Here is a 22,227-nt window from a genome sequence, read left to right as displayed (position 1 = left end):
GACGACGCTCAAGCCTCGGGATCGACCGAGGCGCGCGCCCATTCCCGGCGCCCGATGACCAGCATCGCACCGATCAGCATCGCCGCGAGCGCGAACCATGTCAGGGCATAGACGAGGTGGTTGTTCGGGAAGACGATGCGCGTCAGGCCGCCGACCGGAAAGCCTCCGGGATTTTCCGTGCCGTCAGCGTCGATGAAATAGGGCGCTGCTTGGTGCAGGCCGCGCGCCGTGGCGATGGCGGCGACATCGCGGGAGTACCAGCGGTTCCCTGACGGATCGTTTTCGCGCAGGAAGCCGCCGCCCGGCTCCGACAGCCTGAGAAGGCCGACGAGATGCGTCGAACCGGAAACATTCCCGGCGCTTCGCGTCGCGGGGTCCCGCCGGTCGGGCGGCACGAAGCCGCGGTTGACGAGGATGGCGGTGCCGTCGTCCCGCACCAGCGGCGTCACGACCCAGAAGCCCGGCCCCCGCTCGGTCGTCGCCTGCACAAGCGTTTCAGCCTCATGCCGGAAGGTGCCGCTGACGCTGATATGGCGGTATTCGTCGTTACCGGCCGTGATGGAAGACCACTGGTCGGCGCGCGGCGCCTCGACCGGTGCGGCATGGACCCGCGCATCCACGCGCTCGATCAGATCGAGCTTCCAGAACAGGCGCTGCACCTGCCAGATGCCGAGCGCCAGAAGAACGACCGTGACGAAGGTCGCGACCGCCCCAAGCAAGACGAGCCCCCTGCGGGAGCCGCGCCCCGACGAAGCGCCGCCATCCGCTGCGTGCCCCTCGGTGCTGCGGCCGGAGGCGGGTGGTGCAGCCCTCAGAGGGGATCCGGCGGCCGTGTCCAGCCGCCGGGGTGTATCAGGGGACATTGCGCATCATGTCCGGTGTCATGGTCATCATGTTGGTGTTCAGATGATGCATGACCCAGAGCGAACCGGACAGTGCGATGACGATCAGCACGAGCGTGAAGATCAGCGCCATCATGGTCCAGCCGCCTTCGGACTTGGTGTTCATGTGCAGGAAGTAGATCATGTGCACCACGATCTGCACGACCGCGAACAGCATGACGAGACCGGCCGTCACGGCCTTGTTCTCGAACACCTCGCCCATGACCAGCCAGAAGGGGATGGCCGTGAGGATGACCGACAGCACGAAGCCGGTCATGTAGCTCTTGAAGGAACCATGCGACGCCTCATGACCGTGGCTGTGGCCATGATGGGCTTCGTGCGCGTCCTCGTGTCCGACGGTGTTGACAGGGGCGTGGGTGCTCATCCGAGAACTCCGATCAGGTAGACAATCGAGAAGACGCCGATCCAGACGACGTCGAGGAAGTGCCAGAACATCGACAGGCACATCAGGCGGCGACGATTTTCCGGGATCAACCCTTTCATCGACACCTGCACCATCAGCGTGATCAGCCAGATGATGCCGAAGGTGACGTGCAGCCCGTGGGTGCCGACCAGCACGAAGAAGGCCGACAGGAACGCGCTGCGGCCGGGGCCGGCGCCCTCATGGATCAGGTGCACGAACTCGTAGATTTCCAGCCCGATGAAGATCGCGCCGAAGATGCCGGTGATCCCGAGCCAGAAGAGCGTCTCGGTCTTCGCCTTGCGCTCCATCTGCAGCATCGCGAAGCCGTAGGTGATCGACGACAGGAGCAGCATGGAGGTGTTGATCGCCACCAGCGGCAGGTCGAACAGATCAGCCGGCGACGGGCCGGCCGCATAGGAGCGGCCGAGCACGGCATAGGTGGCGAACAGGATCGCGAAGATCAGGCAGTCGCTCATCAGGTACAGCCAGAAGCCGAGGCCCGTGCTGTTTTCCGGATGATGGTCTTCCGTCAAGTAGAAGACCGGCTTTTCGCCGTCGGCGAGAGGGGCGTGTGTCGGTGCGCTCATGATCAGGCCTGCCCGGAGAGCCGCCGCGTGCGCTCCCCTTCCGTTGCGATGACGTCATCCGCCGGAATGTAGAAATCGCGGTTGTAGTTGAAGGTATGTCCGATGGAGACCGCGATGATGCCGATGAAGGACACGATGGCGAGCCACCAGATGTACCAGATGACGGCGAAGGCGAAGGCGACGCTTAAGCCGCTGAGGATGACCCCCGTGCCGGTGTTCTTCGGCATGTGGATCGGCCTGAAGCCACCCAGCGGACGCTCGTAACCGCGGTTCTTCATGTCGTACCACGAGTCGTGATCGTGAATGACCGGCGTGAAGGCGAAGTTGTAATCCGGCGGCGGTGACGACGTCGACCATTCCAGCGTCCGGCCGTTCCAGGGATCGCCCGTAAGGTCGCGCAACTGCTCGCGCTGCAGGAAGCTGACGACCAGCTGGATGATGAACGAGGCGATGCCGAGCGCGATCAGGACGGCGCCGAAGGCCGCGATGATGAACCAGATCTGCAGCGACGGATCCTCGAACTGGCTGAGGCGGCGCGTGACGCCCATCAGGCCGAGCACGTAGAGCGGCATGAAGGCGAAGTAGAAGCCGACCAGCCAGAACCAGAAGCTCATCTTGCCCCAGAAGTCGTTCAGGCGATAGCCGAAGGCTTTCGGGAACCAGTAGGTGACGCCGGCCATGACGCCGAAGACCACGCCGCCGATGATGACGTTATGGAAGTGGGCGATGAGGAACAGCGAGTTGTGCAGCACGAAGTCGGCCGGGGGTACGGCGAGCAGAACGCCCGTCATGCCGCCGATGACGAAGGTCACCATGAAGCCGATCGTCCAGAGCATCGGGACTTCGAACCGGATGCGGCCACGATACATCGTGAACAGCCAGTTGAAGATCTTGGCGCCCGTCGGGATCGAGATGATCATCGTCGTGATGCCGAAGAAGGCGTTGACGCTGGCGCCCGAACCCATGGTGAAGAAGTGGTGCAGCCAGACGAGGTAGGACAGGATCGTGATGACGACCGTGGCGTAGACCATCGAGGCATAGCCGAACAGGCGTTTGCCGCTGAAGGTGGCGACGATTTCCGAGAAGATGCCGAACGCCGGCAGGATCAGGATGTAGACTTCCGGGTGACCCCAGATCCAGATGAGGTTCACATACATCATCGGGTTGCCGCCGAGATCGTTCGTGAAGAAGTGCGTGCCGACGTAGCGGTCGAGCGACAGCAGTGCGAGCGTTGCGGTCAGGATCGGGAAGGAGGCAACGATCAGAACGTTTGTACAGAGCGAGGTCCAGGTGAAGATCGGCATCTTCATCATGGTCATGCCGGGCGCGCGCATCTTCACGATGGTCGCGATCAGGTTGATACCGGACAGCGTCGTGCCGACACCCGCCACCTGCAGGCCCCAGATGTAATAATCGACCCCCACGCCCGGGCTGTAATCCGCGCCCGACAGAGGCGGATAGGCCAGCCAGCCGGTACGGGCAAATTCGCCGACGAACAGCGAGATCATGATGATCGCAGCACCGGCTGCCGTCATCCAGAACGAGAAATTGTTCAGGAACGGGAACGACACGTCGCGGGCGCCGATCTGCAACGGCACGACGAAGTTCATCAGGCCCGTGACGAACGGCATGGCCATGAAGAAGATCATGATGACACCGTGCGCGGTGAACACCTGGTCGTAATGGTGCGGCGGCAGGAAGCCTTCATTGCCGTTGAAGGCGATGGCCTGCTGGGTGCGCATCATCAAGGCGTCGGCGAAGCCGCGCAGAAGCATGATCAGCGCGAGGATCACATACATGATCCCGATCTTCTTGTGATCGACGCTCGTCAGCCACTCCGTCCAGAGATAGCCCCAGAGCTTGAAGTAGGTGAGAGCCGCGACGACGGCGATGCCGCCGAGGACGACGCCGATGAAGGTGAGCACGAGGATCGGCTCGTGGTACGGAAAGGCTTCCAAGGTCAATCGTCCGAAGACGAGGCTGGAAATGTCCTGATTAAACATGGTGACCCCAGTTCTTGCAGTCGCAAGCGGTGCGGAAAAGCGCCGCGATCATTTCGAGTTGTTCAGCTGTTCGGGCGCAATCGAGCCCTTGTCGGGCGTCGCCGAGCCACTGTCGGGGGCTGGAGCGCCCCCATTTTCCTGGCCACCCATCTGGTGCCCGTTCATGTCGTGCCCGTTCATGTTCTGCATATCGTGCTGCATCGGCTGTGCGCCATCAGCGGGCTGGCCTTCGGCCGGCGCGGCACCGTGCTGGCCGTGATCGTTGCCGCCTTCCGGCGCACCCTCCGAGCGGGCCGGCTGGCCGGTGGCGGGGAAGGTTGCAGCGCTCGTGCCCTCGCCGGTGCCGGCATGGCGGTTGTCGTATTGCAGACGCTCGCGGTTGCCTTCGCTATCCTCGCCGCCGCCGCCCATCATGTCGACATGCATCATCTCGTTCATGCACATCTTGCCGGGCTGGGCGCACATGTTGAGGACCGCCTCGTAGAGACCGTTCTCGACGCCGCCATAGTAGCGAACCGGCTCCCGCTCGCTCGGCTTTTCGAGCTTCAGGTAGGTGTCGCGGTTGAGCATCGTGCCCTGCTGCTTGACCTTGGCGACCCAGCCGTCGAAGCCGGCCTGGTCGAGACCATGGAACTTGAAGCGCATGTGCGAGAAGCCGGCGCCGCTATAGTTTGCGGAGAAGCCCTCGAACTCGCCCGGCGCATTGATGACGGCGTGAAGCCGCGTCTGCATGCCCGGCATGGCGTAGATCTGGCCGGCAAGCGCCGGGATGTAGAAGGAGTTCATGACCGAGGAGGCGGTGATCTTGAAGTTGATCGGCACGTCCACCGGCGCGGCCAGTTCGTTCACCGTGGCGATGCCGTATTCCGGGTAGAAGTACAGCCACTTCCAGTCGAGCGCCACGACCTCGACGGTCAGCGGCTTCATGTCGGCAGTCACCGGCCGTTCCGCATCCAGCCGGTCGAGCGGCCGGTACGGGTCGAGCTTGTGCGTGCTGATCCAGGTGACGGCGCCGAGCGCGACGATGATGGCGAGCGGCGCCGACCAGATCACGACTTCCAGGCGCGTGGAGTGATGCCATTCGGGATCGTAGACGGCGTCCGTATTCGCACGGCGATAGTGCCAAGCGAAATAGAAGATCAGGACGATCACCGGAATGATGATCAGGAGCATGAGGAAGGTGGAGACCAAGATAAGGTCGCGCTGCTGCGTTGCGATGTCGCCCGAGGGGGACATCACCACCATGTTGCAGCCGGCAAGCCCCGCCAGGAGCGGCAGCATGAGGATGCGACAAGCGTGTCGATAGAGGTTCGCCATGGTCCAATGCTCTTTTCGTTATCTTTGCCCTGCGAGTAATACCCTGCGACCACGAACGATATGAGGTGTTTGGTCGCACCGCAGCAAAAATGATGCCCTGCGGCAAAATTCACCGCCGCGTCGATAGACCTCTCGGGTTCGGTCCACCATTCGCGACAGCACGTCGTCCACAGACTTCATATCGTCAGCCCGCTGACATGCGAGATATAGGTCCTGATGAGAAAGTCGAGCCTTCCCCTTGAAATGACCGTCTCCTGACACGGGTCATACCGTCGCAGGGTAGAATTTCTCACCCCTGCCACTTGATAACCCGGCCCGTTTGATCAACATCGTTCAAAAGACGGCACGCGTTGAACCGCGCGGCCAGCGAAAGGCATGGAGGCATCCCGATGACAACGATAGCAGAGACGTCCGGCGGACCCTCATCCTCGGCCCTGGAGCGCGACGCGCGGCAGATCCACGGCGACGCACCCGTATCCCCGGGCTCGATCGCGCTTGGCGTGATCATCGGCCGCATGTCGGAGTTCTTCGACTTCTTCGTGTTCGGCCTCGCCTCCGTCCTCGTGTTCCCGAAGCTCGTCTTCTCGTTCGAGCCGGACCCGTTGACGGCGACGCTCTATTCCTTCGGGATCTTCTCGCTCGCCTTCGTCGCGCGCCCCATCGGCTCGGTCATCTTCATGGCAATCGACCGTGCCTACGGACGCGGCACCAAGCTCACCATCGCTTTGTTCCTGCTCGGTATCTCCACGGTCTGCATGGGCTTCCTGCCCAGCTACCAGGATGCCGGCGTCTGGTCGATCTACCTGCTCGCCATCTTCCGCATCGGCCAGGGCCTTGCGCTCGGTGGCGCCTGGGACGGCCTTGCCTCCCTGCTCGCGCTGAACGCCCCGGAGAAGCACCGCGGCTGGTACGCGATGATCCCGCAGCTCGGCGCGCCGATCGGCTTTGCGCTCGCCAGCATCCTGTTCGGCTTCTTCGTCGCCAATACCTCCGAAGCCGACTTCCTCTCCTGGGGCTGGCGCTACCCGTTCTTCGTCGCCTTCGCGATCAACGTCGTCGCCCTGTTCGCGCGCCTGCGTCTCGTCATGACCAAGGATTTCGGCGACCTGCTGGAGCGTCACGAGCTTGAAGCCGTGCCCTTCACCGACCTGATCCGCACCCATGGCCGCGATATCCTCATCGGCGCCTTCGCGCCGCTGGCAAGCTTTGCCATGTTCCACGTCGTCACGATCTTCCCGCTGGCCTGGACGAACCTCAACAGCGACCAGTCGATCGGCTCGTTCATGCTGGTTCAGGTTGCGGGTGCCGGCCTCGGTATTCTCACGGTCATCGCGTCGGGCCTGCTTGCCGATCGCATCGGCCGCCGCAGCCAGCTCGTCGTCGGCGCCATCATCATCGCCATCTTCAGCTTCATCGGCCCGATTCTGCTCGGCTCCGGCCAGACGGGCATCTCGTCCTTCGTCATCGCCGGCTTCGGCGTGCTCGGTCTCTCCTTCGGCCAGGCGGCGGGCTCGGTGTCCTCGCGGTTCACGCAGGGCTATCGCTACTCGGGCGCGGCCTTCACCTCCGACCTCGCCTGGTTCCTCGGCGCCGGCTTCGCGCCGCTGATCACGCTCGGCCTGTCGAGCAAGTTCGGCCTGCCCTTCGTCGGTTACTACCTGCTGTCGGGCGCGATCTGCACCATGCTGGCGCTGTTCCTCAACAAGCGCCTGCTCGCCCGGGAGTAGTTGCTCTCACTTCGATGGATGAAACACCCCGGCGAACTGGTAACGGTCCCCGGGGTGCGTAATTTCGACGAAGGTCACCGTCCGGCCATTCTGCCAGGTCTGACGAGTTAGGAGCAGACAGGCGGCGTGTCGCTCGATCGTCAGCAGCTTCGCGGTTGCCGCATCCGCCGCGACCGCGCGAATGATGTGTTTCGCCTCCGACCACGGTACCTGATCCAGAAGCCAGCTCCCCGGCGGGCTCGTCTCGAAAGTCTCGTCCCGCGCCTGCGGCACCGCATCGAGCAGGATCATTCGCTTCTCCAGCGCATTGGGCCTGCCATCCACGATGTGCAGGCATTCCACCCGCAGCACCTCGGCCCCCGCCGTCTCTTCGATGACAGCCGCATCCACCGCCGACAGCCGCTCGATCCGCCGCGACAGGATGCGGTGGCTGTAGGCATGGCCCGCCACTTTCGCTTCCGTTCCGATATCGGAAATGTCCATCACCGTCCGGTCGATCTGCGGCGAGGCGACGAAGGACCCGGCCCTGCGGCGGCGCACGATCATGCCGCGCGCGGCCAGCGCCGAGAGCGCCTTGCTCACCGTCATGCGGGAACAGCCATAGGTCACTTCCAGCTCATGCTCGGCCGGAATGCGCTGCCCGGGCGGCCAGGTGCCGCTCATGATCTTCTGCTCGATGTCTTCGAAAATGCGCTGGTGAAGCGAGGTCAAGGCACGGCTCCGGTCGGCGGACAGGCGGTGCGGACACGGCACGACGCTTGCATGTCACTCGCATGACAAGGGCAGCGGATGCCGCACACCGCGGGCAGTTTGTCGTTGACACCTTATGCAAGGACCTGTCTATTTGTATAGTCAAAATGCAGGACGCAGAAGCCTGCAGATCCAATTCTGAAGACGGGAACGCCGCGTGAGATGCGGCACGATACTGGAGAGACGACCATGAAATCCCATTTCCTGCTGAAGGGCCTCGTTGCCGCGGCCTTCCTGCTCGGCGCGACCTTCTCGGCCCATGCCGAAGACGCGCTCGCCCGCATCAAGGCCGCCGGCACCATGAAGGTCGGCACCGAAACCGCCTTCGCACCCTTCGACTTCATCGATGCCGGCGAGCATGCCGGCCTCAACGTGGATGTCTTCGCCGAACTCGGCAAGGAACTCGGCGTCGAGATCGAATGGATCGCCCTCCCCTGGGAAGGCGTCCTGCCGGGCCTCGAAGCCGGCAAGTTCGACATGGTCGCCGGCCCCGCCACGATCACCAAGGCCCGCATGGAGCGCTACCGCTTCACGCCGCCGGTGGCCGAAGCGACGGTCGCGATCCTGAAGAAGGCCGGCGACACCAGCATTACCAAGCCGGAAGACATCGCCGGCAAAGCGATCGGCGTCGGCAAGGCGACGGCGCAGCTCGCCCAGCTGCAGGGTTATTCCGAAAAGCTCCCCGCGAAGGTCGATATCCGCGAATATCCTGCCTTCACCGAATCCTACGCCGATCTCGCAGCCGGCCGCATCGCCGGTGTCGCAAACTCCCTGCCGAACATCGCCTTCGTCGCCAGCCAGCGCAAGGATACGTTCGAGGTCGTGATGCCGCCCTTCGGCCAGAAGGCCTATTTCGGCTTCATCGGCACCAAGGATGCGGACCACGCGCCGCTGATGGACGCGATCGACGCGGCCCTCCTGAAGATGAAGGGCGACGGACGCCTCGCCAAGCTCCAGGAAAAATGGTTCGGCGCCAGCTTCGACACACCGGATGCCGTCAAGGACCCGGCATTCTGATCAGGACCGTTCCCTGATCCAAAGCGGGGCTGAACCGGCACGACGCATGTGCGCACAGTCGGCCCCGCCCTTCCGCTCACCCCGCTGCATTAGTCCTGAATCGATTTCAGGAATGGTGCAGCAGGTGTAAAGCGCTACAGCGAACCTGAGTGCGTCCTATCTGATGCACCGCACTGTACCGCGTCCGACAGCCCACCCGACGAATTGGCCGGCAATGTCCTTCAAGCTGTTCGAACTCCTTCTCAAAGCCTCGTTCTACACGATCGGCATCAGCCTCGTGTCGATCCTGATCGGCTTTGCGATTGCCATTCTCCTCTCCGGCATGCTCCTGTCCGGCCGCCCCGCGCTGGCGGTTCCTGCCCGTATTTTCATCAGCTTCTTCCGCGGCGTGCCTCTCCTCGTGCAGTTGCTGCTGATCTACAATCTCCTGCCCGTCATCGGTCTCAACGTGCCCAGCATCGTCGCCGCCATCATCGGCCTTTCGCTCTGCACCGCGGCCTATCAGGCGGAAAACCTGCGCGGCGGCTTTGCCAGCGTGCCCCGCGGGCTGATCGAATCGGCCGAGATGGTCGGCCTCACGCCCTCCCAGGCCTTCCGCCGCATCAAGGTGCCGATCGCGTTGCGGCTGACATTTCCCGCGCTCGTCAACGAGGCGATCCTCATCCTCAAGGCCTCCTCGCTCGTCTCCGTCGTCGGCATCGTCGAGCTGACGCGCATGGCGCAGGATCTGGCGGGCAGCACCTTTCTGCCGCTACAGCTCTTCGCCTGCGCCGGCCTTATCTATCTCGTCATCAACTGGGTGGTGGCGCGTACCGGCGGCCTCATAGAGCGGTCCCTGCCCGGAGTGCCGCGATGACCTTCGATATCAACGTCATTCTCGCCCAGCTCCCGGCCATTCTCTCCGGCGCCGGCGTCACGCTGCTTCTCTGGATCGCCGGCACCATCGGCGGTGCGGCACTGGGCTTTCTCGTCGCCGTCGGCCGGCGCTATGGCGGCCGCATCATCGACTGGCCGCTTGGGCTTGCCGTCGAAGTGCTGCGCGGCACGCCGTTCCTCATCCAGATCTTCCTTCTCTATTACGGCGGCCCCTTCATCGGCCTCGCACTCGACCCCATCCCCGCCGGGCTCTTGGGTCTGACGATCTACGGCGCCGCCTATTTCAGCGAGATTTTTCGCGCCGGCTTCGCCGCCATCCCCAAGGGCCATATCGAGGCGGCAGAATGCGTCGGCCTCAGCCAAGGCCAGATCGTGCGGCGCATCCTTCTGCCGGAAATGACCATGCTGGTGCTGCCCCCCGCCATCAACATGGCCGTGATCCTGATGAAGGAAACCGCGATCCTCTCCATCATCACCGTGCCGGAACTGACGCTGACCGTCAGCGCCATCGGCTCCCAGCAATATGCCTTCGTCGAATCGCTCTTCCTGCTCGCCGTGTTCTACTGGGTGCTGGTGGAAGTCACCGACAAGCTCGGCCGCTATGCCGAGCATCGCTTGTCCCGATACAGGTTTTCCCCGACATGACCCTTCCCGCCATCGCCGTCCGAAACCTCGTCAAGCGCTACGGCGACACCGCCGTGCTGCACGGTATCGATCTGGAGATCCCGCCCGGACAGGTCTCCTGCCTCATCGGCCCGTCGGGCTCCGGCAAGAGCACGCTCCTGCGCTGCATGGCCTTTCTGGAGGAGGCGACAAGCGGTACCATCACGGTGGATGGCGAGGTGCTCGGGTTCTCGGAGAATTCGAACGGTATGCGCGAGCGCATTCCCGCCGCCACGAACCGCGCCATCCGCTCCAAGATCGGCATGGTCTTCCAGCAGTTCAATCTCTGGCCGCACATGACGGCGCTCGGCAATGTCAGCGAAGCCCTGCGCACCGTGCACAAGATGAGCCGGAAGGACGCCGAGGCCCGCGCCATGGAGCAGCTGGTCAAGGTGGGGCTGGAGGCCCGCGCCGGTCACTATCCGTCGCAGCTGTCCGGCGGGCAGCAGCAGCGCGTGGCCATTGCCAGAGCTTTGGCGCTGAAGCCGAAGATCATGCTGTTCGACGAACCCACCTCCTCGCTCGATCCGGAACTGACCGGCGAGGTGCTGAACGTCATGCGGGATCTCGCGGCCGAGGGCATGACCATGGTCGTCGTCAGCCATGAGATCGGCTTTGCCGCGACGGTCGGCAGCCAGATCAGCTTTCTCGATCAGGGCCGCCTGCTCTTCTCCGGCCCGCCGTCCGAGGTCTTCGGCAAGCCCCGCCACCCCCGCCTCGAGCAGTTCCTCGACACCTATCTCGACCGCGGCGCCTCGATGCTGGTGTGATAGGGGCTGGTGTGATAGGCGGCCTTACGCCACCGGCAAAACCTTGCCCGGATTGAACAACCCCTTCGGGTCGAGCGCCTGCTTGATCGCCCGCATCGTCGCCAGCTTCACCGGATCGCCTGTCGCCAGCAGCGCATGAATGCGCTTGGAGCCGACGCCGTGTTCGGCCGAGAACGACCCGCCCATCGCGCCAATTCCGTCATAGAGCACCTGCTCGACGGCATCGCGCCGCGCCTCCGTCATCCAGCTCCCCGGCCGGTCGAGCACGATATGCAGGTTGCCGTCGGCGACATGGCCGAAGATGAAGGGCGAAAGGCCGTCGATGGCCTCGAGCGACGGCGCGATCCGCGCGAGATAGGCGCCGAGCCGGTCGATCGGAACGGAAATGTCGTAGGAGGGCGCTGCCGGAAAGGCGCGATACATCAGCGCCGTCTCCTCCCGCAACCGCCAGATCTCATGCGCCTGCTGCACTGAGCCTGCAACCACCGCCGTGGTATCCGGATAGACCTCGCAGATCGCCTCGTAGAGCCCGGCAAGGACGCCGAGAAGCGCCTCGTCCGTCTCGCCACCAAGCCCGATGGCCAGATGCACCGGCGTCGCATCGCTCGTTTCGCGCCAGCCGAAATGCTGCGCCGTAAAGCCGAAATAGCGCGACCACATCGCCTCGCAGGCCCGCAGCCTGCCCGTGGCCCGGGCAAGCCCCATCAGCGCCAATGCGGCTTCCGTCGAGGGCAGGCCGAACAGCGCCGTGGCGCTCGCCGCCGGCACCGGATCGAGCTTGACCACCAGCCCGGTGATCACGCCGAGCGTACCCTCGGCCCCGATCAGCAGATGCTTCAGGTCGTAGCCGGCGGAATTCTTCACCACGCGCACCATGTCGCGATAGATGCCACCATCCGGCAGCACGGCTTCCAGCCCCAGAATGCGATGGCGCATGACGCCGTTGCGGAACGCCATGACGCCGCCGGCATTGGTGGAGGCCATGCCACCGAGCGTCGCCGATCCGCGCGCCGCAAGGTCGATGCCCGGCTCCAGCCCGTGAACGGCAGCGGCCTGTTGCAAGGCCTCCAGCGTCACCCCGGCTTCGACCACCGCCACGCCGCCGACCGGGTCGATCTCGATGATGCGGTCGAGGTTCTTTAAAGAGACGACGATCTCGCCAGCCACGGAGATGCCCCCGCCGACCAGCCCCGTCCGCCCGCCATGGGTGACGACAGGAATGTCGGCCTGCGCGCAGATCCCGACGATGGTGGAGAGCGAGGCAACATCGCGCGGCGCGATGACGGCGGAGCCGCCGAGATTGTCGGGATGTTCGCCGGGATGAAGCGCCGATATATCGGCCCCGATGCGCATGTCCACGCCGGGAACGGCCGCGGTAATGGCGGCGAGGACGGCGTCGATCTCGGGCATGTGGGTCGTCCTATTCGGGAAGCAGCGTGCGGAAGCCGCCATTGAAGTAGAGAAGCGGTGCCACGTTCTGCCGCACCCGTACGCTGCGCACGCGGCCGATGAGGATGGCATGCGTGTGGCGATGCAGCGCCTCGTCGAGGCCGCAATCGATGACGGTCAGCGCATCGGCAAGCGCCCATCCGCCGCTGTCGAGCCGGGTCCATTCAGCGCCGGCATAGCGCTCAGCCCCCCGGCGTCCGTCCGCGCCGGCAAAGGCCTTGGCAACGCCGTCCTGACCTTCCGCCAGCACGTTGACGCAGAAATGGCCGCTCCGCTCCAGCACGGGCCAGGAGGAGGACGTGCGGTTGAGGCTGACGATGACCGAGGGCACTTCGGCCGAGAGCGATGTGACCGACGTTGCGGTAAACCCGGTCCGCGCCTCGCCATCGCCCACCGTGATGACGCAGACGGCGCCTGCGAGATGGCGCATGGAGAGCTTGAAGGCCGCGGCATCGGGGCCGGCAACGTCCACGCCCGACGGAGAAACGGCAGCAGTCATGTCACGACACCTCGCATCTGGAGCATCCCGATCGACGGCATATCCTCGGTCGGGGCTCCCTGTCTATCCGAATGCACTGAACATCTTCCTTCCACCAAAAACAGGACTGCGAAGGACGGAGCTCGATCTTCGCGTATGCTTTACGGAGCCTGAACGCCCGAGGTGCCGGAACGTTGCCGGGCGGCGGTATGACGATTGACCGGTACGGAGATGCCGAGGTTCTCGCGCAGCGTCTCGCCTTCATATTCCTCCCGGAACAGGCCGCGGCGGCGAAGCTCCGGCAGAACCAACCGGACGAAATCCTCAAGGCTCGCCGGCAGGGTCGGAAACATCAGGATGAAGCCGTCGGCCGCGCGCGTCTCGAACCATTCCTCCATGAAATCCGCGATCTGCACCGGCGTGCCGGTGATACCGTTGCCGGTGTGCTTCTCGGCATAGAGCCGGATCAGCTCGCCCACCGTATGGCCCTTCTTCACGAAATCGGTCAGCTCCTCGAACAGCGCCTTGGAGCCCTTCGGCTGTTCGGGAAGCCGGTCCATCGGGAAAGGCTCGTCCAGCGGCACGCCGCGCAGGTCCGCCTCCAGGAATTCCGACAGCATCAGCCGTCCGACATCGGGATGCAGCCTATCGATCAGGAACTCGACCTTGGCCCGCGCCTCGGCCTCCGTCTCCCCCACATTCAGCACCACGCCCGGCATGATCTTGAGGTCGTCAGGATCGCGCCCCAGCACCGGCATGCGCCCTTTGACGTTCGCGTAGAATGCCCGGTTCCGGTCGATGTTGGAGGCGAGGCTGAAGACGATCTCGGCCGTGCGCGCGGCAAGGTCCATGCCGGCCTCCGACCCGCCCGCCTGCGCAATCACGGGCCGCCCTTGCGCCGAGGGCGCGATGTTGAGCGGCCCGCGCACCTGATAGTGCTTGCCGACATGGTTCAGCATGTGATGCCGGGCCTTGTCGTAGTAGAGGCCGCTATCGCGGTCGAGCAGCAGCGCATCCTTCTCGAAACTGTCCCAGAGCCCGAAGACGACATCCACGAACTCCCGGCAGCGCTCGTACCGCAGTTCGTGCGGATCGAGCCCGGTCCGGTTGAAATTGTAGCCGGTCTCGTCATGATCCGACGTCACGACATTCCAGCAGGCGCGGCCGTTCGACAACTGATCGATGGAGGCGAAGATGCGGGCGAGGTTGAAGGGCTCGTAGTAGCTGGTCGATGCGGTGGCCACGAGGCCCAGCCGCTCCGTCACCATGGACAGCGCCGAGAGCAGCGTCAGCGGCTCGAAACGGTTCATCTTGGTGGGGCTGCGGGCCAGCGCATCGGGGTCGCCGATGCCGGCCGCCGGCGAATCCGCCATGAACAGGAAATCGAACTTGGCCGCTTCGGACATCTGCGCGACCTTTTTCAGATGCGCGATATCGTTCGCCCCGTTCACATCGCTGGAAGGGTGCAGCCAGCTCGCGGGATGGAACCCGAAGGTGTAGACGAACGTCCCGAGCTTGAGCTTGTCCTGCCGTGCCATGCGAGGTCCCTTCCTGTGATCGACTGCCCGGAGTATGGCGGGAACCGGCCGGCGGACAAGCCCGGGAAACGACGTTCTATGTAAGTTTTTCTAAACAGTCGCGGAAGGTCATTGCGGCGCCGACGCAAGTCCCTGCCGCCGCCCAAGCGCCGTCAGCCAGCCATGGAATGCCTGCCCATGCGGCTTGTCGAGTGCGGAGCGGTCCCAGGCGAGGAAATAGCTCTCCGGCAGCGGCAGCCGCAGGTCGAAGGGCACGACCAGCGTGCCTGCGGCAAGCTCGTCCGTGATCATCGACATCTGCGCCAGCACGAAGCCGCGCTTGTTGACCGCGGCATCGATGGCGCTGGATGACAGCGTGAACGACAGGCCCGGCCCACCCTCCGCAAAGGCGACGCCAGCCGCATGCGCGAAATCCCGCCAGTGCGGAAATGTCGAGAAATGCTGCTCCCAGGCGATATGCAGCAGCGGATGGCGGAGGATCTCCGCAGGGCCGACAGGCCCGGCATGCGCCGCGATCAGGGCCGGCGCGCATGCGGGCACCACCCAGTCGCGAAAAAGCGCGGTGCTGTGGGGATGCGGACTGCCGCGCAGGCCGTAGGTGATCCGGAAATCGACCTCGTCGATACCGAGCCGCGGCTCCGCATCCTGCCCGAGAATGCGGATCTGCGCGTCGGGATGCACCGCCTGCCAGTCGAAGATCCGGCGGCCGATCCACTTGTTGACGACGGAGGACAGCGCCGACAGGGTCAGCCCGCCCGTATTGCGCGCCCGCGCCAGCACGCGCCCCGCCGCCTCGAACTGCAGGAAGCCCTTGGCGATTTCGGCATGATAGAGATGACCGAGCGCCGTCATCGCGATACGCCGGCCGCGCCGCTCGATCAGGCTCACGCTGAGATGCGCCTCCAGCTTGCGCAGGTGCTGGCTGACGGCGCCCGGGGAAACGCCGAGCTCGACGGCAGCCGCCGTCACGCTGCCAAGCCGCCCCACCGCCTCGAAGGCCTGCAGAGCCCTGAGGGCGATGACCGTCATCCGCTGCCTTTCAGGTTCGCACCACCTTACGCATCGCCGATCGGAAGGCGCTGCGCGAGACGCACGAGATAGCCGTCCGGATCCTGTACCAGCAGCTCGCGCGACGCCCGGTCCTCACCCCCGACATTGTAGACGGCATCCTGAACGCCCCGGAAGAGCGGCCAGTCCGCCTGCGCCAGCCGTTCGGCAATGGCGGCGATATCGGAGACCTCGATCTGGAAATTCATACCGCGCCCGAGCGGCGGCTCCAGCGGCGCCGTGACCCAGGCGCCGTTGATCTGCGACAGCATGATCTGTGCACCCTCGCGCTCCAGATAGGCAAAGTTCGCCGCCTTGCGGTCGTAGGCGATGGCAAAACCGAGGAGGTCGCACCAGAAGGTCAGGCTGCGGCCAAGGTCCGTCACATCGAGTTCCGGCACGAGCGCGTTGAACCCGCCCGCCGGAAGCCCGCCGGCACTGTCGGCCGCATTGCGTTCGCTCTGCCCGAGGCGGGGTGGCGTTATATCGAGGCTCATGATGCCGACGCCTCGACCGGCGCATAGCGCCAGGGCTCCAGCGTGTCCGGTCGCCCGGCCAACGACAGCTTTGCTGTTCGCGGTGGCGTCTGCGCGATGATCTTGCCGCGGCGCAGCACCATCAGCCGGTTCGCCCGCATGCGCACGGCCTCCGCCGTGTCGCGCGCTTCGAGAAGCACGAGATCGGCATGGCAACCCGGCGCGATGCCGTAGCCGTCGAGCCCGAAGGTGCGGGCCGCGTTTTCGGTCACCGCCCGGAACGAGGCTTTGACCGCCGCCGGGCTCGTCATATGCCCCGTGTGGACGGCCATATGCGCGACATCCAGCATGTCGGCATTGCCGAACGAATACCAGGGGTCCATGCAGCTGTCCTGGCCATAGGCGACGTTGACGCCGAGCGCCATAAGCTCCGGCACGCGCATCATGCCGCGCCGCTTCGGATAGGTATCGTGCCGCCCCTGCAGCACGATATTGGCCAGCGGATTGGGCACGCAATGGATCTGCGCCTCCACGATCAGCGGCAGAAGCTTGGAAACGTAGTAGTTGTCCATCGAATGCATGGATGTCAGATGCGAACCGGCCACGCGCCCCTGAAGCCCGAGGCGCTGCGTTTCGTAAGCCAAAGTTTCGATATGGCGCGACATCGGGTCGTCAGTCTCGTCGCAGTGCAGATCGACCAGCAGCCCCCGTTCCGCCGCGATCTCGCAAAGCGCGGTCACCGAGCGCCGCCCGTCCTCCATCGTCCGCTCGAAATGCGGAATGCCGCCGACGACATCGACACCCATGTCGAGCGAGCGTTCGAGATTGCGGGCCGCCGTGGCCGAGCGGAAATAGCCGTCCTGCGGAAAGGCGACGAGCTGCAGGTCGAGATAATCCCGCACGAGATCCTTCACCTCCAGCAGCGCCTCGACCCCGGTCAACCGCTCGTCGCAGACATCGACATGGCTGCGCACGGCAAGCAGCCCTTGCGAAACCGCGAGATCGCAATAGCGCAACGCGCGTTCGATCACCGCTTCCTTGGTCAGCAGCGGCTTCAGCTCCCCCCAGAGCTGGATGCCTTCGAGCAGCGTGCCTGACCGGTTGAGCCGGGGCGTGCCGAGCGACAGCGTCGCATCCATGTGAAAGTGAATGTCGATGAACGGCGCGCTGACGAGCCGGCCACCCGCATCGATGACCTCGCCCGCTTCCGCCGTGATACCGGGTTCCACCGCGACGATCCGGCCCTTGGAGATCGCGATATCGACGCCCATCCGGTCATCGGCAAGGTTGGCATGGCGAATGATGGTGTCGAACGTCATAGACGGCTCCGTCGGTAAAGGCCCACCGGCATCTTAAACGGTCGCATCGCCCCGGCAAGCGCGCAAAGCCGGCAAAGCGGCGCTTTCCCCACAGTCATCCGTGGCTTACGGAACTTTCGAAGAAAGCGTGAGTTGTGCCGAAAACCAGGAGAGATGCCATGTCGATACGATTTGCAGCCCTGACAGCCTATATCGCGCTGACCGCAACCTTCATGACGGCAACCGTGCTGTCGCAGCCGGATGCACCTGTTGTCTCGATGAGCTCCATGTCGCTGGAAAAGACCAACCGCGTCCTGCAGGGCTCACCCGATAGCTTCGTCATGGAACGGTTCGCCGGCTGATTTTGCTGCACTGCAAAAAGTTAGCGACGACGCACCGTAATTTCTGGTAGACTGCGAACTGTTGAGAAAATTCGAGGTCGTCAATGTCGGAACTCGCATTCGCAGCACGTCACCTTTCGACAACGCCGAAAGGCCTGAATACGGTCTTTCACTTTCGTGACGAGAACGGCAAGACGCTGGCGCTTCTTCTGGATGGCGACGTCGGCCGCGATTTCGTGGACCACTGCCGGATCTACTACGAGCCGGAGCCCGAGCCAGTCTCGGCCGAAGAGAAGCAAATCGATCTTGCCGTTATCGAACTCTTCGAAATCGATGCCGCCTCGGCGGATGAGTCCGACCCGCGGCAGATTGCCGACGCGCTGGATCGGGAACTGCGCATTCTGCTGGCAGCCGGCGACGGCACAAATTAAAGCGCATATCTACCAGACGAGGCGAACCAGGGCGTAACCGCCGACCCACAGTCCGGCGGACAGAGCGAGGGCACCGGCAATCGCCAGAATCCTTAGTGTCGGCCGCATCGTTCGGCTTTTCTGCCCGCGAGCAGGCCGGGGCCGCAGCATCGGCATGGCATGGCCCTCCATTGTCTCTTGCATGACCTGCCTCTTTCCAACGACATTACATGAAACCGCACTGCAGGCACGCCTGGTGATGCACGTCACACCTCGTCTTGTAGGCCTCTTTCGGAATCAAAATCCTAAAGCAATCGGTCGCATTTTCAGCAGTTCTTCGAGATATGGCCAAAACAAAACAAAAAGCCCGACTGCAATGGCAGCCGGGCTCGGAAATCTTGAAATGGCGTCAGCTTAAGCGTCTTCGACGACCCGCAAGGCCTGCGCCCGCGCAAGTGCGGCCTTCTGCACCGCGTCCTGCACCTTCTCGAAGGCACGAACCTCGATCTGACGGACGCGTTCGCGGCTGATCTCGAATTCGGTCGAGAGTTCTTCCAGCGTCACCGGATCTTCCGTCAGGCGGCGCGCCTGGAAGATGCGGCGTTCGCGATCGTTGAGCACCTCCATCGCGCCCGACAAAAGCGAACGGCGGTTCTCCAGTTCGTCTTGCTCGATCAGGATGTCTTCCTGGCTGTCGCTGGCATCGACCAGCCAATCCTGCCACTGTCCAGATTCGCCCTCGCCCGCCTTGATCGGCGCGTTCAGCGAGGCGTCGCCGGAAAGCCGCTGGTTCATCGAAATGACCTCGGCTTCCGATACGTTCAGCGTGGTCGCGATCTGCTTCACCTGATCCGGCTTCAGGTCGCCGTCATCCAGCGCCTGGATCTTGCCCTTGAGGCGACGCAGGTTGAAGAACAGACGCTTCTGGTTGGCGGTGGTGCCCATCTTCACGAGCGACCACGAGCGCAGGATATATTCCTGAATGGACGCCTTGATCCACCACATGGCATAGGTTGCAAGGCGGAAGCCGCGTTCCGGATCGAACTTCTTCACGGCCTGCATCAGGCCGACATTGCCTTCGGAAACGACTTCGCCGATCGGCAGGCCGTAGCCGCGATAGCCCATGGCGATCTTCGCCACGAGGCGCAGATGGCTGGTCACGAGCTGATGGGCGGCCTTGCGGTCGTCATGTTCCTGGTAGCGCTTGGCGAGCATATACTCGACCTGCGGCTCCAGCATGGGAAACTTGCGGATTTCATCGAGATATCGATTAAGACCACCTTCGCCGGCGGTCAGTGTCGGCATCGTACTACGGGCCATGTTTGCACCCCTTTCTCGTTCCGGCCTCCATCTGGCAAGCCGGGCATGTGGGTCCTTCGACCCCACAGGTCACCAAGATAAGAACGCGCAGCGCACGATTCAAGGATGCAGCCGCGCGATTGCGACCCCATCCTTTGGCTTCGGGATATCTCGGTAAAGATCGGCATCGAGGAGCTGAAATCAACCCCTCAAGCCGGATTTTCCGGCAGTTCCGGATAGCGTCAGCGGATGGCTGCGCCGTCATCTTCTTGCTCGGACAGGAACGCCTCGTCACTCTTGGCGCTGAGGCGAACCCGGTTGTCATCGACGCTCTCGACGAGCGACAGGGCGATGAAATGATGATGGTCCTGATGACCGACGGGATTGTCCTTCTTCGTCAGCTTGATGCGGTCGCCCTCGACACCGTCGACGGTTCCGACATGAACGCCATCGGCGCTGATGACTTCGGCATGTTCCTTGATCTGGCTGGCATCGATCATGATGTCTCTCCTTGGCTATCGATACCGGAAAACGCCGGCATCGACAAAAGGATGCATGCAAGGCTTGAGATTTCACGAGTGCCCGCCAGAACGCCTGCGGACTTACGCTTTCAGGGCTGCAGCCAGCTCCAGCATATCGTCCGGCAGCGCCGAGGCGAAGCGCATCGTTTCCCCGGTCGCCGGATGTTCGAACGCCAGCATGAACGCATGCAGCGCCTGGCGCGGGAACCGGTCGACGACGGCCTTGGCGGCATCGGGCAAAAGGTTCGATTTCGTCCGGAATGCCGCGCCATAGTCGGCATCGCCCACCAGGGGATGCCCGATATAGGCCATGTGGACGCGGATCTGGTGGGTGCGCCCCGTCTCCAGCCGGCATTCGACCATGGCGGCCAGCGCCGTCGCATCCGGCTTTTCGTGGTAGCGCTCGGTCACCTCGTAATGGGTGATGGCCTCGCGCGCATCGTCCGCATCGTGCTTCTTCACCGCCCGCTTGATCCGGTCTCCGGCGCGCCCGAGCGGCGCGTCGATCGTGCCGCGCAGTCCCCGCGGACGGCCCCAGACGATGGCGGCATAGGCGCGCTCCAGCGGTCCGGTGCGTCCGTGGTCGGCGAACTGGTCGGAGAGGTGCCGGTGGGCAAGATCGTTCTTTGCAACGACCATGACGCCGCTGGTGTCCTTGTCCAGACGGTGGACGATACCCGGCCGCTTGACGCCGCCGATCCCCGAAAGACTGTCGCCGCAATGATGGATGAGCGCGTTGACCAGCGTCCCCGTCCAGTTGCCGGCGCCGGGATGCACGACGAGCCCCGGCGGCTTGATGAGCACGATCACGTCGTTATCTTCATAAAGGACGTCGAGCGGGATGTCCTCGCCCTTGGGCTCGGGATCCTCCGGCTCCGGCATGCCGATCTCGAACACGTCGCCCGGCTGCACCTTGCGCTTGGGCTCCAGCACCGGCTTGCCGTTGACGCGCACGGCGCCTTGCTCGATCAGGGCCTTGATACGATTGCGGGAAAAAAGGCCGTCCATCTGCTCGGTCAGCCACGCATCCATGCGCCCGGATGCATCGTCTTGCGCCGTCAGGACTTTCCCTGGGGCTGCCGTTTGTTTAAAGGGGTCGTTCATTCTGACTCGATCCGTGAGGTCAAACCGCCCATGTCGCTCCAGGAACCTGACGAACAGGACGAAAAGCCGCTCGATCCGGTAATGGAAAACGTTCGCCGCAAGATGATCCGCCTGCAGCTGGTCTCGGCGGGGGTGATGTTGGTCATGCTTATGGCCGTGCTAGGCGCGATTGTCTACAAGGTCACGCGCCCGAGCGCCGCGCCGTCGCTGGCAAACAGCACAGCCGGCGTGCCGAGCGATGCGCCGCTGGCAGCCACCGCCGTGCTTCCGCAAGGCTTCGAGATCACCGACACCTCGCTTTCGGGTGGTCAGATCCTGTTCTTCGGCACTCTCGCCGGTGTCCGCAAGGCGCTCGTCTACGACATCGCCGCCAACCGCATCGTCGCCGATATCTCCGTACCCGCGAACTGACCGTGCCGGACACTGACCGCGTCGCCGAGCGCATCACGGACCCGGCCGATCCGCGCATTGCCGCCTTCGTCTCGATCCGCGAGCGCGACCTGACAGGCCGCCACAACCGTTTCATCGCGGAGGGCACCGTCGTGCTGCGCATGCTGGCGGCGTCGGCTGCCGGCGGCGGTCCCTTTACGGCAGAGGCCATCCTGCTTCTCGAAAACCGGCTTGCGGGCGTTGCCGACATTCTCGCGCAGTTCGAGGACACGGTGCCGGTCTTCGTCGCAGATGCCACGGTCTTCAACGCCATCGCCGGCTTCGACATGCATCGCGGCGTGCTCGCCATCGGCATGCGGCAGAGCCCGCAAACGCTGGAGGGCCTGCTTTCGACCCTGCCGGACGAGGCTTTGATCCTCGCCGCCTGCGGCCTCTCCAATCACGACAATGTCGGTTCGATCTTCCGCAACGCTGCCGCCTTCGGCGCGAGCGCCGTGCTTCTGGACGAAACCTGCTGCGATCCGCTGTATCGAAAGGCGATCCGCGTCTCCGTCGGCGCGGTGCTCACCGTCCCCTTCGTGCGGCAGGGCACGGCGGGTAACCTGCTTGCGGCCATCGAGGGTCGCGGCTTTGCGCTGTGGGGCCTGTCGCCGCGCGGCGAAACCGATCTGGACGATATTCCGCCCGCGCCGCGCACGGCGCTGGTGGTGGGTGCCGAGGGCGAAGGCCTGCCGCCCGCCATCATGGCCGCGATCCGCACGGCCCGCATCCGGCAAAAGCCGGGCCTCGACAGCCTCAACGTCGCCACCGCCACGGGCATCGCGCTTCACCGGATCGCCAGCCTCAACGGCCTCGTCTGAC

25 protein-coding genes are annotated in these 22,227 nt (G+C 64.1%); 9 read left to right on the top strand and 16 right to left on the bottom strand.

Features of this window, described 5'->3' with window-relative positions:
- Positions 1-8: 8 nt before the first annotated feature.
- From G8E10_RS20575 to cyoA, 5 genes are read right to left on the bottom strand one after another with little or no spacing between them, the layout of a single operon-like run.
- Positions 9-863 (bottom strand): SURF1 family protein, encoded by an 855-nt coding sequence (locus G8E10_RS20575; RefSeq protein ID WP_167130504.1) that lies wholly within the window; start codon positions 861-863, stop codon positions 9-11.
- Positions 853-1,266 (bottom strand): cytochrome o ubiquinol oxidase subunit IV, encoded by a 414-nt coding sequence (gene cyoD / locus G8E10_RS20570; RefSeq protein WP_132448440.1) that lies wholly within the window; start codon positions 1,264-1,266, stop codon positions 853-855. The genes G8E10_RS20575 and cyoD overlap by 11 nt, the downstream gene beginning before the upstream one ends.
- Complete coding sequence (cyoC, locus tag G8E10_RS20565; protein ID WP_110800717.1) at positions 1,263-1,892, bottom strand: cytochrome o ubiquinol oxidase subunit III; 630 nt, start codon at positions 1,890-1,892, stop codon at positions 1,263-1,265. The genes cyoD and cyoC overlap by 4 nt, the downstream gene beginning before the upstream one ends.
- Positions 1,893-1,894: 2 nt before the next feature.
- Complete coding sequence (gene cyoB / locus G8E10_RS20560; RefSeq protein ID WP_167130503.1) at positions 1,895-3,895, bottom strand: cytochrome o ubiquinol oxidase subunit I; 2,001 nt, start codon at positions 3,893-3,895, stop codon at positions 1,895-1,897.
- A gap of 48 nt (positions 3,896-3,943) precedes the next feature.
- Positions 3,944-5,212: a ubiquinol oxidase subunit II gene (cyoA, locus tag G8E10_RS20555; RefSeq protein WP_167130502.1), complete on the bottom strand. Its 1,269-nt coding sequence runs from the start codon at positions 5,210-5,212 to the stop codon at positions 3,944-3,946.
- A 398-nt stretch (positions 5,213-5,610) separates the two neighbouring features.
- On the opposite strand from cyoA, the gene G8E10_RS20550 reads away from it, so the two are divergent.
- Positions 5,611-6,939 carry an MFS transporter gene (locus tag G8E10_RS20550; RefSeq protein WP_167130536.1) on the top strand — a complete coding sequence of 443 codons (1,329 nt, stop codon included), beginning with the start codon at positions 5,611-5,613 and terminating at the stop codon, positions 6,937-6,939.
- Between the two features lie 6 nt (positions 6,940-6,945).
- On the opposite strand, the gene hutC is transcribed toward G8E10_RS20550, so the two are convergent.
- A complete protein-coding gene (gene hutC / locus G8E10_RS20545; RefSeq protein WP_132665096.1) occupies positions 6,946-7,650 on the bottom strand; it encodes a histidine utilization transcriptional repressor HutC in 705 nt (234 codons plus the stop codon).
- A 228-nt stretch (positions 7,651-7,878) separates the two neighbouring features.
- Between hutC and G8E10_RS20540 the strand changes: the two genes are divergently transcribed.
- The 4 genes from G8E10_RS20540 to G8E10_RS20525 all read left to right on the top strand — a co-directional run bounded on the left by G8E10_RS20540 (position 7,879) and on the right by G8E10_RS20525 (position 11,015).
- On the top strand, positions 7,879-8,706 hold the full coding sequence (locus tag G8E10_RS20540) for a transporter substrate-binding domain-containing protein (protein WP_110730057.1): 828 nt from the start codon (positions 7,879-7,881) through the stop codon (positions 8,704-8,706).
- A gap of 214 nt (positions 8,707-8,920) precedes the next feature.
- Positions 8,921-9,562 carry an amino acid ABC transporter permease gene (locus G8E10_RS20535; RefSeq protein WP_167130501.1) on the top strand — a complete coding sequence of 214 codons (642 nt, stop codon included), beginning with the start codon at positions 8,921-8,923 and terminating at the stop codon, positions 9,560-9,562.
- A complete protein-coding gene (locus G8E10_RS20530; protein ID WP_132442859.1) occupies positions 9,559-10,227 on the top strand; it encodes an amino acid ABC transporter permease in 669 nt (222 codons plus the stop codon). The genes G8E10_RS20535 and G8E10_RS20530 overlap by 4 nt, the downstream gene beginning before the upstream one ends.
- The gene (locus G8E10_RS20525) at positions 10,224-11,015 is read left to right on the top strand and encodes an amino acid ABC transporter ATP-binding protein (protein WP_167130500.1); all 792 of its coding nucleotides are present in this window, start codon (positions 10,224-10,226) and stop codon (positions 11,013-11,015) included. The genes G8E10_RS20530 and G8E10_RS20525 overlap by 4 nt, the downstream gene beginning before the upstream one ends.
- 24 nt (positions 11,016-11,039) lie before the next feature.
- Here the strand turns inward: G8E10_RS20525 and G8E10_RS20520 are convergent, their stop codons facing one another.
- From G8E10_RS20520 to G8E10_RS20495, 6 genes are all read right to left on the bottom strand, one after another.
- Positions 11,040-12,425, bottom strand: a complete 1,386-nt coding sequence (locus tag G8E10_RS20520) for an FAD-binding oxidoreductase (RefSeq protein ID WP_167130499.1) — start codon at positions 12,423-12,425, stop codon at positions 11,040-11,042.
- Between the two features lie 10 nt (positions 12,426-12,435).
- On the bottom strand, positions 12,436-12,963 hold the full coding sequence (locus G8E10_RS20515; RefSeq protein WP_110800725.1) for a flavin reductase family protein: 528 nt from the start codon (positions 12,961-12,963) through the stop codon (positions 12,436-12,438).
- 140 nt (positions 12,964-13,103) lie between these two features.
- Positions 13,104-14,480 carry an LLM class flavin-dependent oxidoreductase gene (locus G8E10_RS20510; RefSeq protein WP_167130498.1) on the bottom strand — a complete coding sequence of 459 codons (1,377 nt, stop codon included), beginning with the start codon at positions 14,478-14,480 and terminating at the stop codon, positions 13,104-13,106.
- Between the two features lie 108 nt (positions 14,481-14,588).
- Positions 14,589-15,509: a LysR substrate-binding domain-containing protein gene (locus G8E10_RS20505; protein ID WP_167130497.1), complete on the bottom strand. Its 921-nt coding sequence runs from the start codon at positions 15,507-15,509 to the stop codon at positions 14,589-14,591.
- Between the two features lie 26 nt (positions 15,510-15,535).
- On the bottom strand, positions 15,536-16,024 hold the full coding sequence (locus tag G8E10_RS20500; protein WP_132448448.1) for a bleomycin resistance protein: 489 nt from the start codon (positions 16,022-16,024) through the stop codon (positions 15,536-15,538).
- Positions 16,021-17,322 carry an amidohydrolase family protein gene (locus tag G8E10_RS20495; protein WP_167130496.1) on the bottom strand — a complete coding sequence of 434 codons (1,302 nt, stop codon included), beginning with the start codon at positions 17,320-17,322 and terminating at the stop codon, positions 16,021-16,023. The genes G8E10_RS20500 and G8E10_RS20495 overlap by 4 nt, the downstream gene beginning before the upstream one ends.
- Positions 17,323-17,480: 158 nt before the next feature.
- On the opposite strand from G8E10_RS20495, the gene G8E10_RS20490 reads away from it, so the two are divergent.
- Positions 17,481-17,663, top strand: coding sequence for a hypothetical protein (locus tag G8E10_RS20490; protein ID WP_132665090.1), 183 nt, complete (start codon positions 17,481-17,483; stop codon positions 17,661-17,663).
- Positions 17,664-17,746: 83 nt separating this feature from the next.
- Positions 17,747-18,073, top strand: coding sequence for a hypothetical protein (locus G8E10_RS20485; protein WP_167130495.1), 327 nt, complete (start codon positions 17,747-17,749; stop codon positions 18,071-18,073).
- Positions 18,074-18,082: 9 nt separating this feature from the next.
- Here G8E10_RS20485 and G8E10_RS20480 read toward each other — a convergent pair whose 3' ends face one another.
- The 4 genes from G8E10_RS20480 to G8E10_RS20465 all read right to left on the bottom strand — a co-directional run bounded on the left by G8E10_RS20480 (position 18,083) and on the right by G8E10_RS20465 (position 20,976).
- Positions 18,083-18,256: a hypothetical protein gene (locus tag G8E10_RS20480; RefSeq protein WP_167130494.1), complete on the bottom strand. Its 174-nt coding sequence runs from the start codon at positions 18,254-18,256 to the stop codon at positions 18,083-18,085.
- A 210-nt stretch (positions 18,257-18,466) separates the two neighbouring features.
- Positions 18,467-19,372 (bottom strand): RNA polymerase sigma factor RpoH, encoded by a 906-nt coding sequence (rpoH, locus tag G8E10_RS20475; RefSeq protein WP_092935526.1) that lies wholly within the window; start codon positions 19,370-19,372, stop codon positions 18,467-18,469.
- Between the two features lie 221 nt (positions 19,373-19,593).
- Entirely contained in the window at positions 19,594-19,851 is a 258-nt protein-coding gene (locus G8E10_RS20470; RefSeq protein ID WP_110730045.1) for a DUF2171 domain-containing protein, read from the bottom strand.
- A 102-nt stretch (positions 19,852-19,953) separates the two neighbouring features.
- On the bottom strand, positions 19,954-20,976 hold the full coding sequence (locus G8E10_RS20465) for an RluA family pseudouridine synthase (RefSeq protein ID WP_132665088.1): 1,023 nt from the start codon (positions 20,974-20,976) through the stop codon (positions 19,954-19,956).
- Between the two features lie 30 nt (positions 20,977-21,006).
- On the opposite strand from G8E10_RS20465, the gene G8E10_RS20460 reads away from it, so the two are divergent.
- Both G8E10_RS20460 and G8E10_RS20455 read left to right on the top strand, forming a co-directional pair.
- Complete coding sequence (locus tag G8E10_RS20460) at positions 21,007-21,387, top strand: hypothetical protein (protein ID WP_132665087.1); 381 nt, start codon at positions 21,007-21,009, stop codon at positions 21,385-21,387.
- Between the two features lie 2 nt (positions 21,388-21,389).
- Positions 21,390-22,226: a TrmH family RNA methyltransferase gene (locus G8E10_RS20455; protein ID WP_167130493.1), complete on the top strand. Its 837-nt coding sequence runs from the start codon at positions 21,390-21,392 to the stop codon at positions 22,224-22,226.
- Position 22,227: the final 1 nt, after the last annotated feature.

The sequence above is a fragment of the Ferranicluibacter rubi genome (assembly GCF_011603255.1).
Taxonomy (GTDB): Bacteria; Pseudomonadota; Alphaproteobacteria; order Rhizobiales; family Rhizobiaceae; genus Ferranicluibacter; species Ferranicluibacter rubi.
The sequence above is the reverse complement of the archived record's forward strand: the minus strand, read 5'-3'. Positions and strand labels throughout refer to the sequence as shown.

Coding starts and splice junctions, on each gene's coding strand:
- G8E10_RS20575 (WP_167130504.1), bottom strand. CDS start 863: ATGTCCCCTGATACACCCCGGCGGCTGGACACGGCCGCCGGATCCCCT.
- cyoD (WP_132448440.1), bottom strand. CDS start 1,266: ATGAGCACCCACGCCCCTGTCAACACCGTCGGACACGAGGACGCGCAC.
- cyoC (WP_110800717.1), bottom strand. CDS start 1,892: ATGAGCGCACCGACACACGCCCCTCTCGCCGACGGCGAAAAGCCGGTC.
- cyoB (WP_167130503.1), bottom strand. CDS start 3,895: ATGTTTAATCAGGACATTTCCAGCCTCGTCTTCGGACGATTGACCTTG.
- cyoA (WP_167130502.1), bottom strand. CDS start 5,212: ATGGCGAACCTCTATCGACACGCTTGTCGCATCCTCATGCTGCCGCTC.
- G8E10_RS20540 (WP_110730057.1), top strand. CDS start 7,879: ATGAAATCCCATTTCCTGCTGAAGGGCCTCGTTGCCGCGGCCTTCCTG.
- G8E10_RS20535 (WP_167130501.1), top strand. CDS start 8,921: ATGTCCTTCAAGCTGTTCGAACTCCTTCTCAAAGCCTCGTTCTACACG.
- G8E10_RS20530 (WP_132442859.1), top strand. CDS start 9,559: ATGACCTTCGATATCAACGTCATTCTCGCCCAGCTCCCGGCCATTCTC.
- G8E10_RS20525 (WP_167130500.1), top strand. CDS start 10,224: ATGACCCTTCCCGCCATCGCCGTCCGAAACCTCGTCAAGCGCTACGGC.
- G8E10_RS20520 (WP_167130499.1), bottom strand. CDS start 12,425: ATGCCCGAGATCGACGCCGTCCTCGCCGCCATTACCGCGGCCGTTCCC.
- G8E10_RS20515 (WP_110800725.1), bottom strand. CDS start 12,963: ATGACTGCTGCCGTTTCTCCGTCGGGCGTGGACGTTGCCGGCCCCGAT.
- G8E10_RS20510 (WP_167130498.1), bottom strand. CDS start 14,480: ATGGCACGGCAGGACAAGCTCAAGCTCGGGACGTTCGTCTACACCTTC.
- G8E10_RS20505 (WP_167130497.1), bottom strand. CDS start 15,509: ATGACGGTCATCGCCCTCAGGGCTCTGCAGGCCTTCGAGGCGGTGGGG.
- G8E10_RS20500 (WP_132448448.1), bottom strand. CDS start 16,024: ATGAGCCTCGATATAACGCCACCCCGCCTCGGGCAGAGCGAACGCAAT.
- G8E10_RS20495 (WP_167130496.1), bottom strand. CDS start 17,322: ATGACGTTCGACACCATCATTCGCCATGCCAACCTTGCCGATGACCGG.
- G8E10_RS20490 (WP_132665090.1), top strand. CDS start 17,481: ATGTCGATACGATTTGCAGCCCTGACAGCCTATATCGCGCTGACCGCA.
- G8E10_RS20485 (WP_167130495.1), top strand. CDS start 17,747: ATGTCGGAACTCGCATTCGCAGCACGTCACCTTTCGACAACGCCGAAA.
- G8E10_RS20480 (WP_167130494.1), bottom strand. CDS start 18,256: ATGCAAGAGACAATGGAGGGCCATGCCATGCCGATGCTGCGGCCCCGG.
- rpoH (WP_092935526.1), bottom strand. CDS start 19,372: ATGGCCCGTAGTACGATGCCGACACTGACCGCCGGCGAAGGTGGTCTT.
- G8E10_RS20470 (WP_110730045.1), bottom strand. CDS start 19,851: ATGATCGATGCCAGCCAGATCAAGGAACATGCCGAAGTCATCAGCGCC.
- G8E10_RS20465 (WP_132665088.1), bottom strand. CDS start 20,976: ATGAACGACCCCTTTAAACAAACGGCAGCCCCAGGGAAAGTCCTGACG.
- G8E10_RS20460 (WP_132665087.1), top strand. CDS start 21,007: ATGTCGCTCCAGGAACCTGACGAACAGGACGAAAAGCCGCTCGATCCG.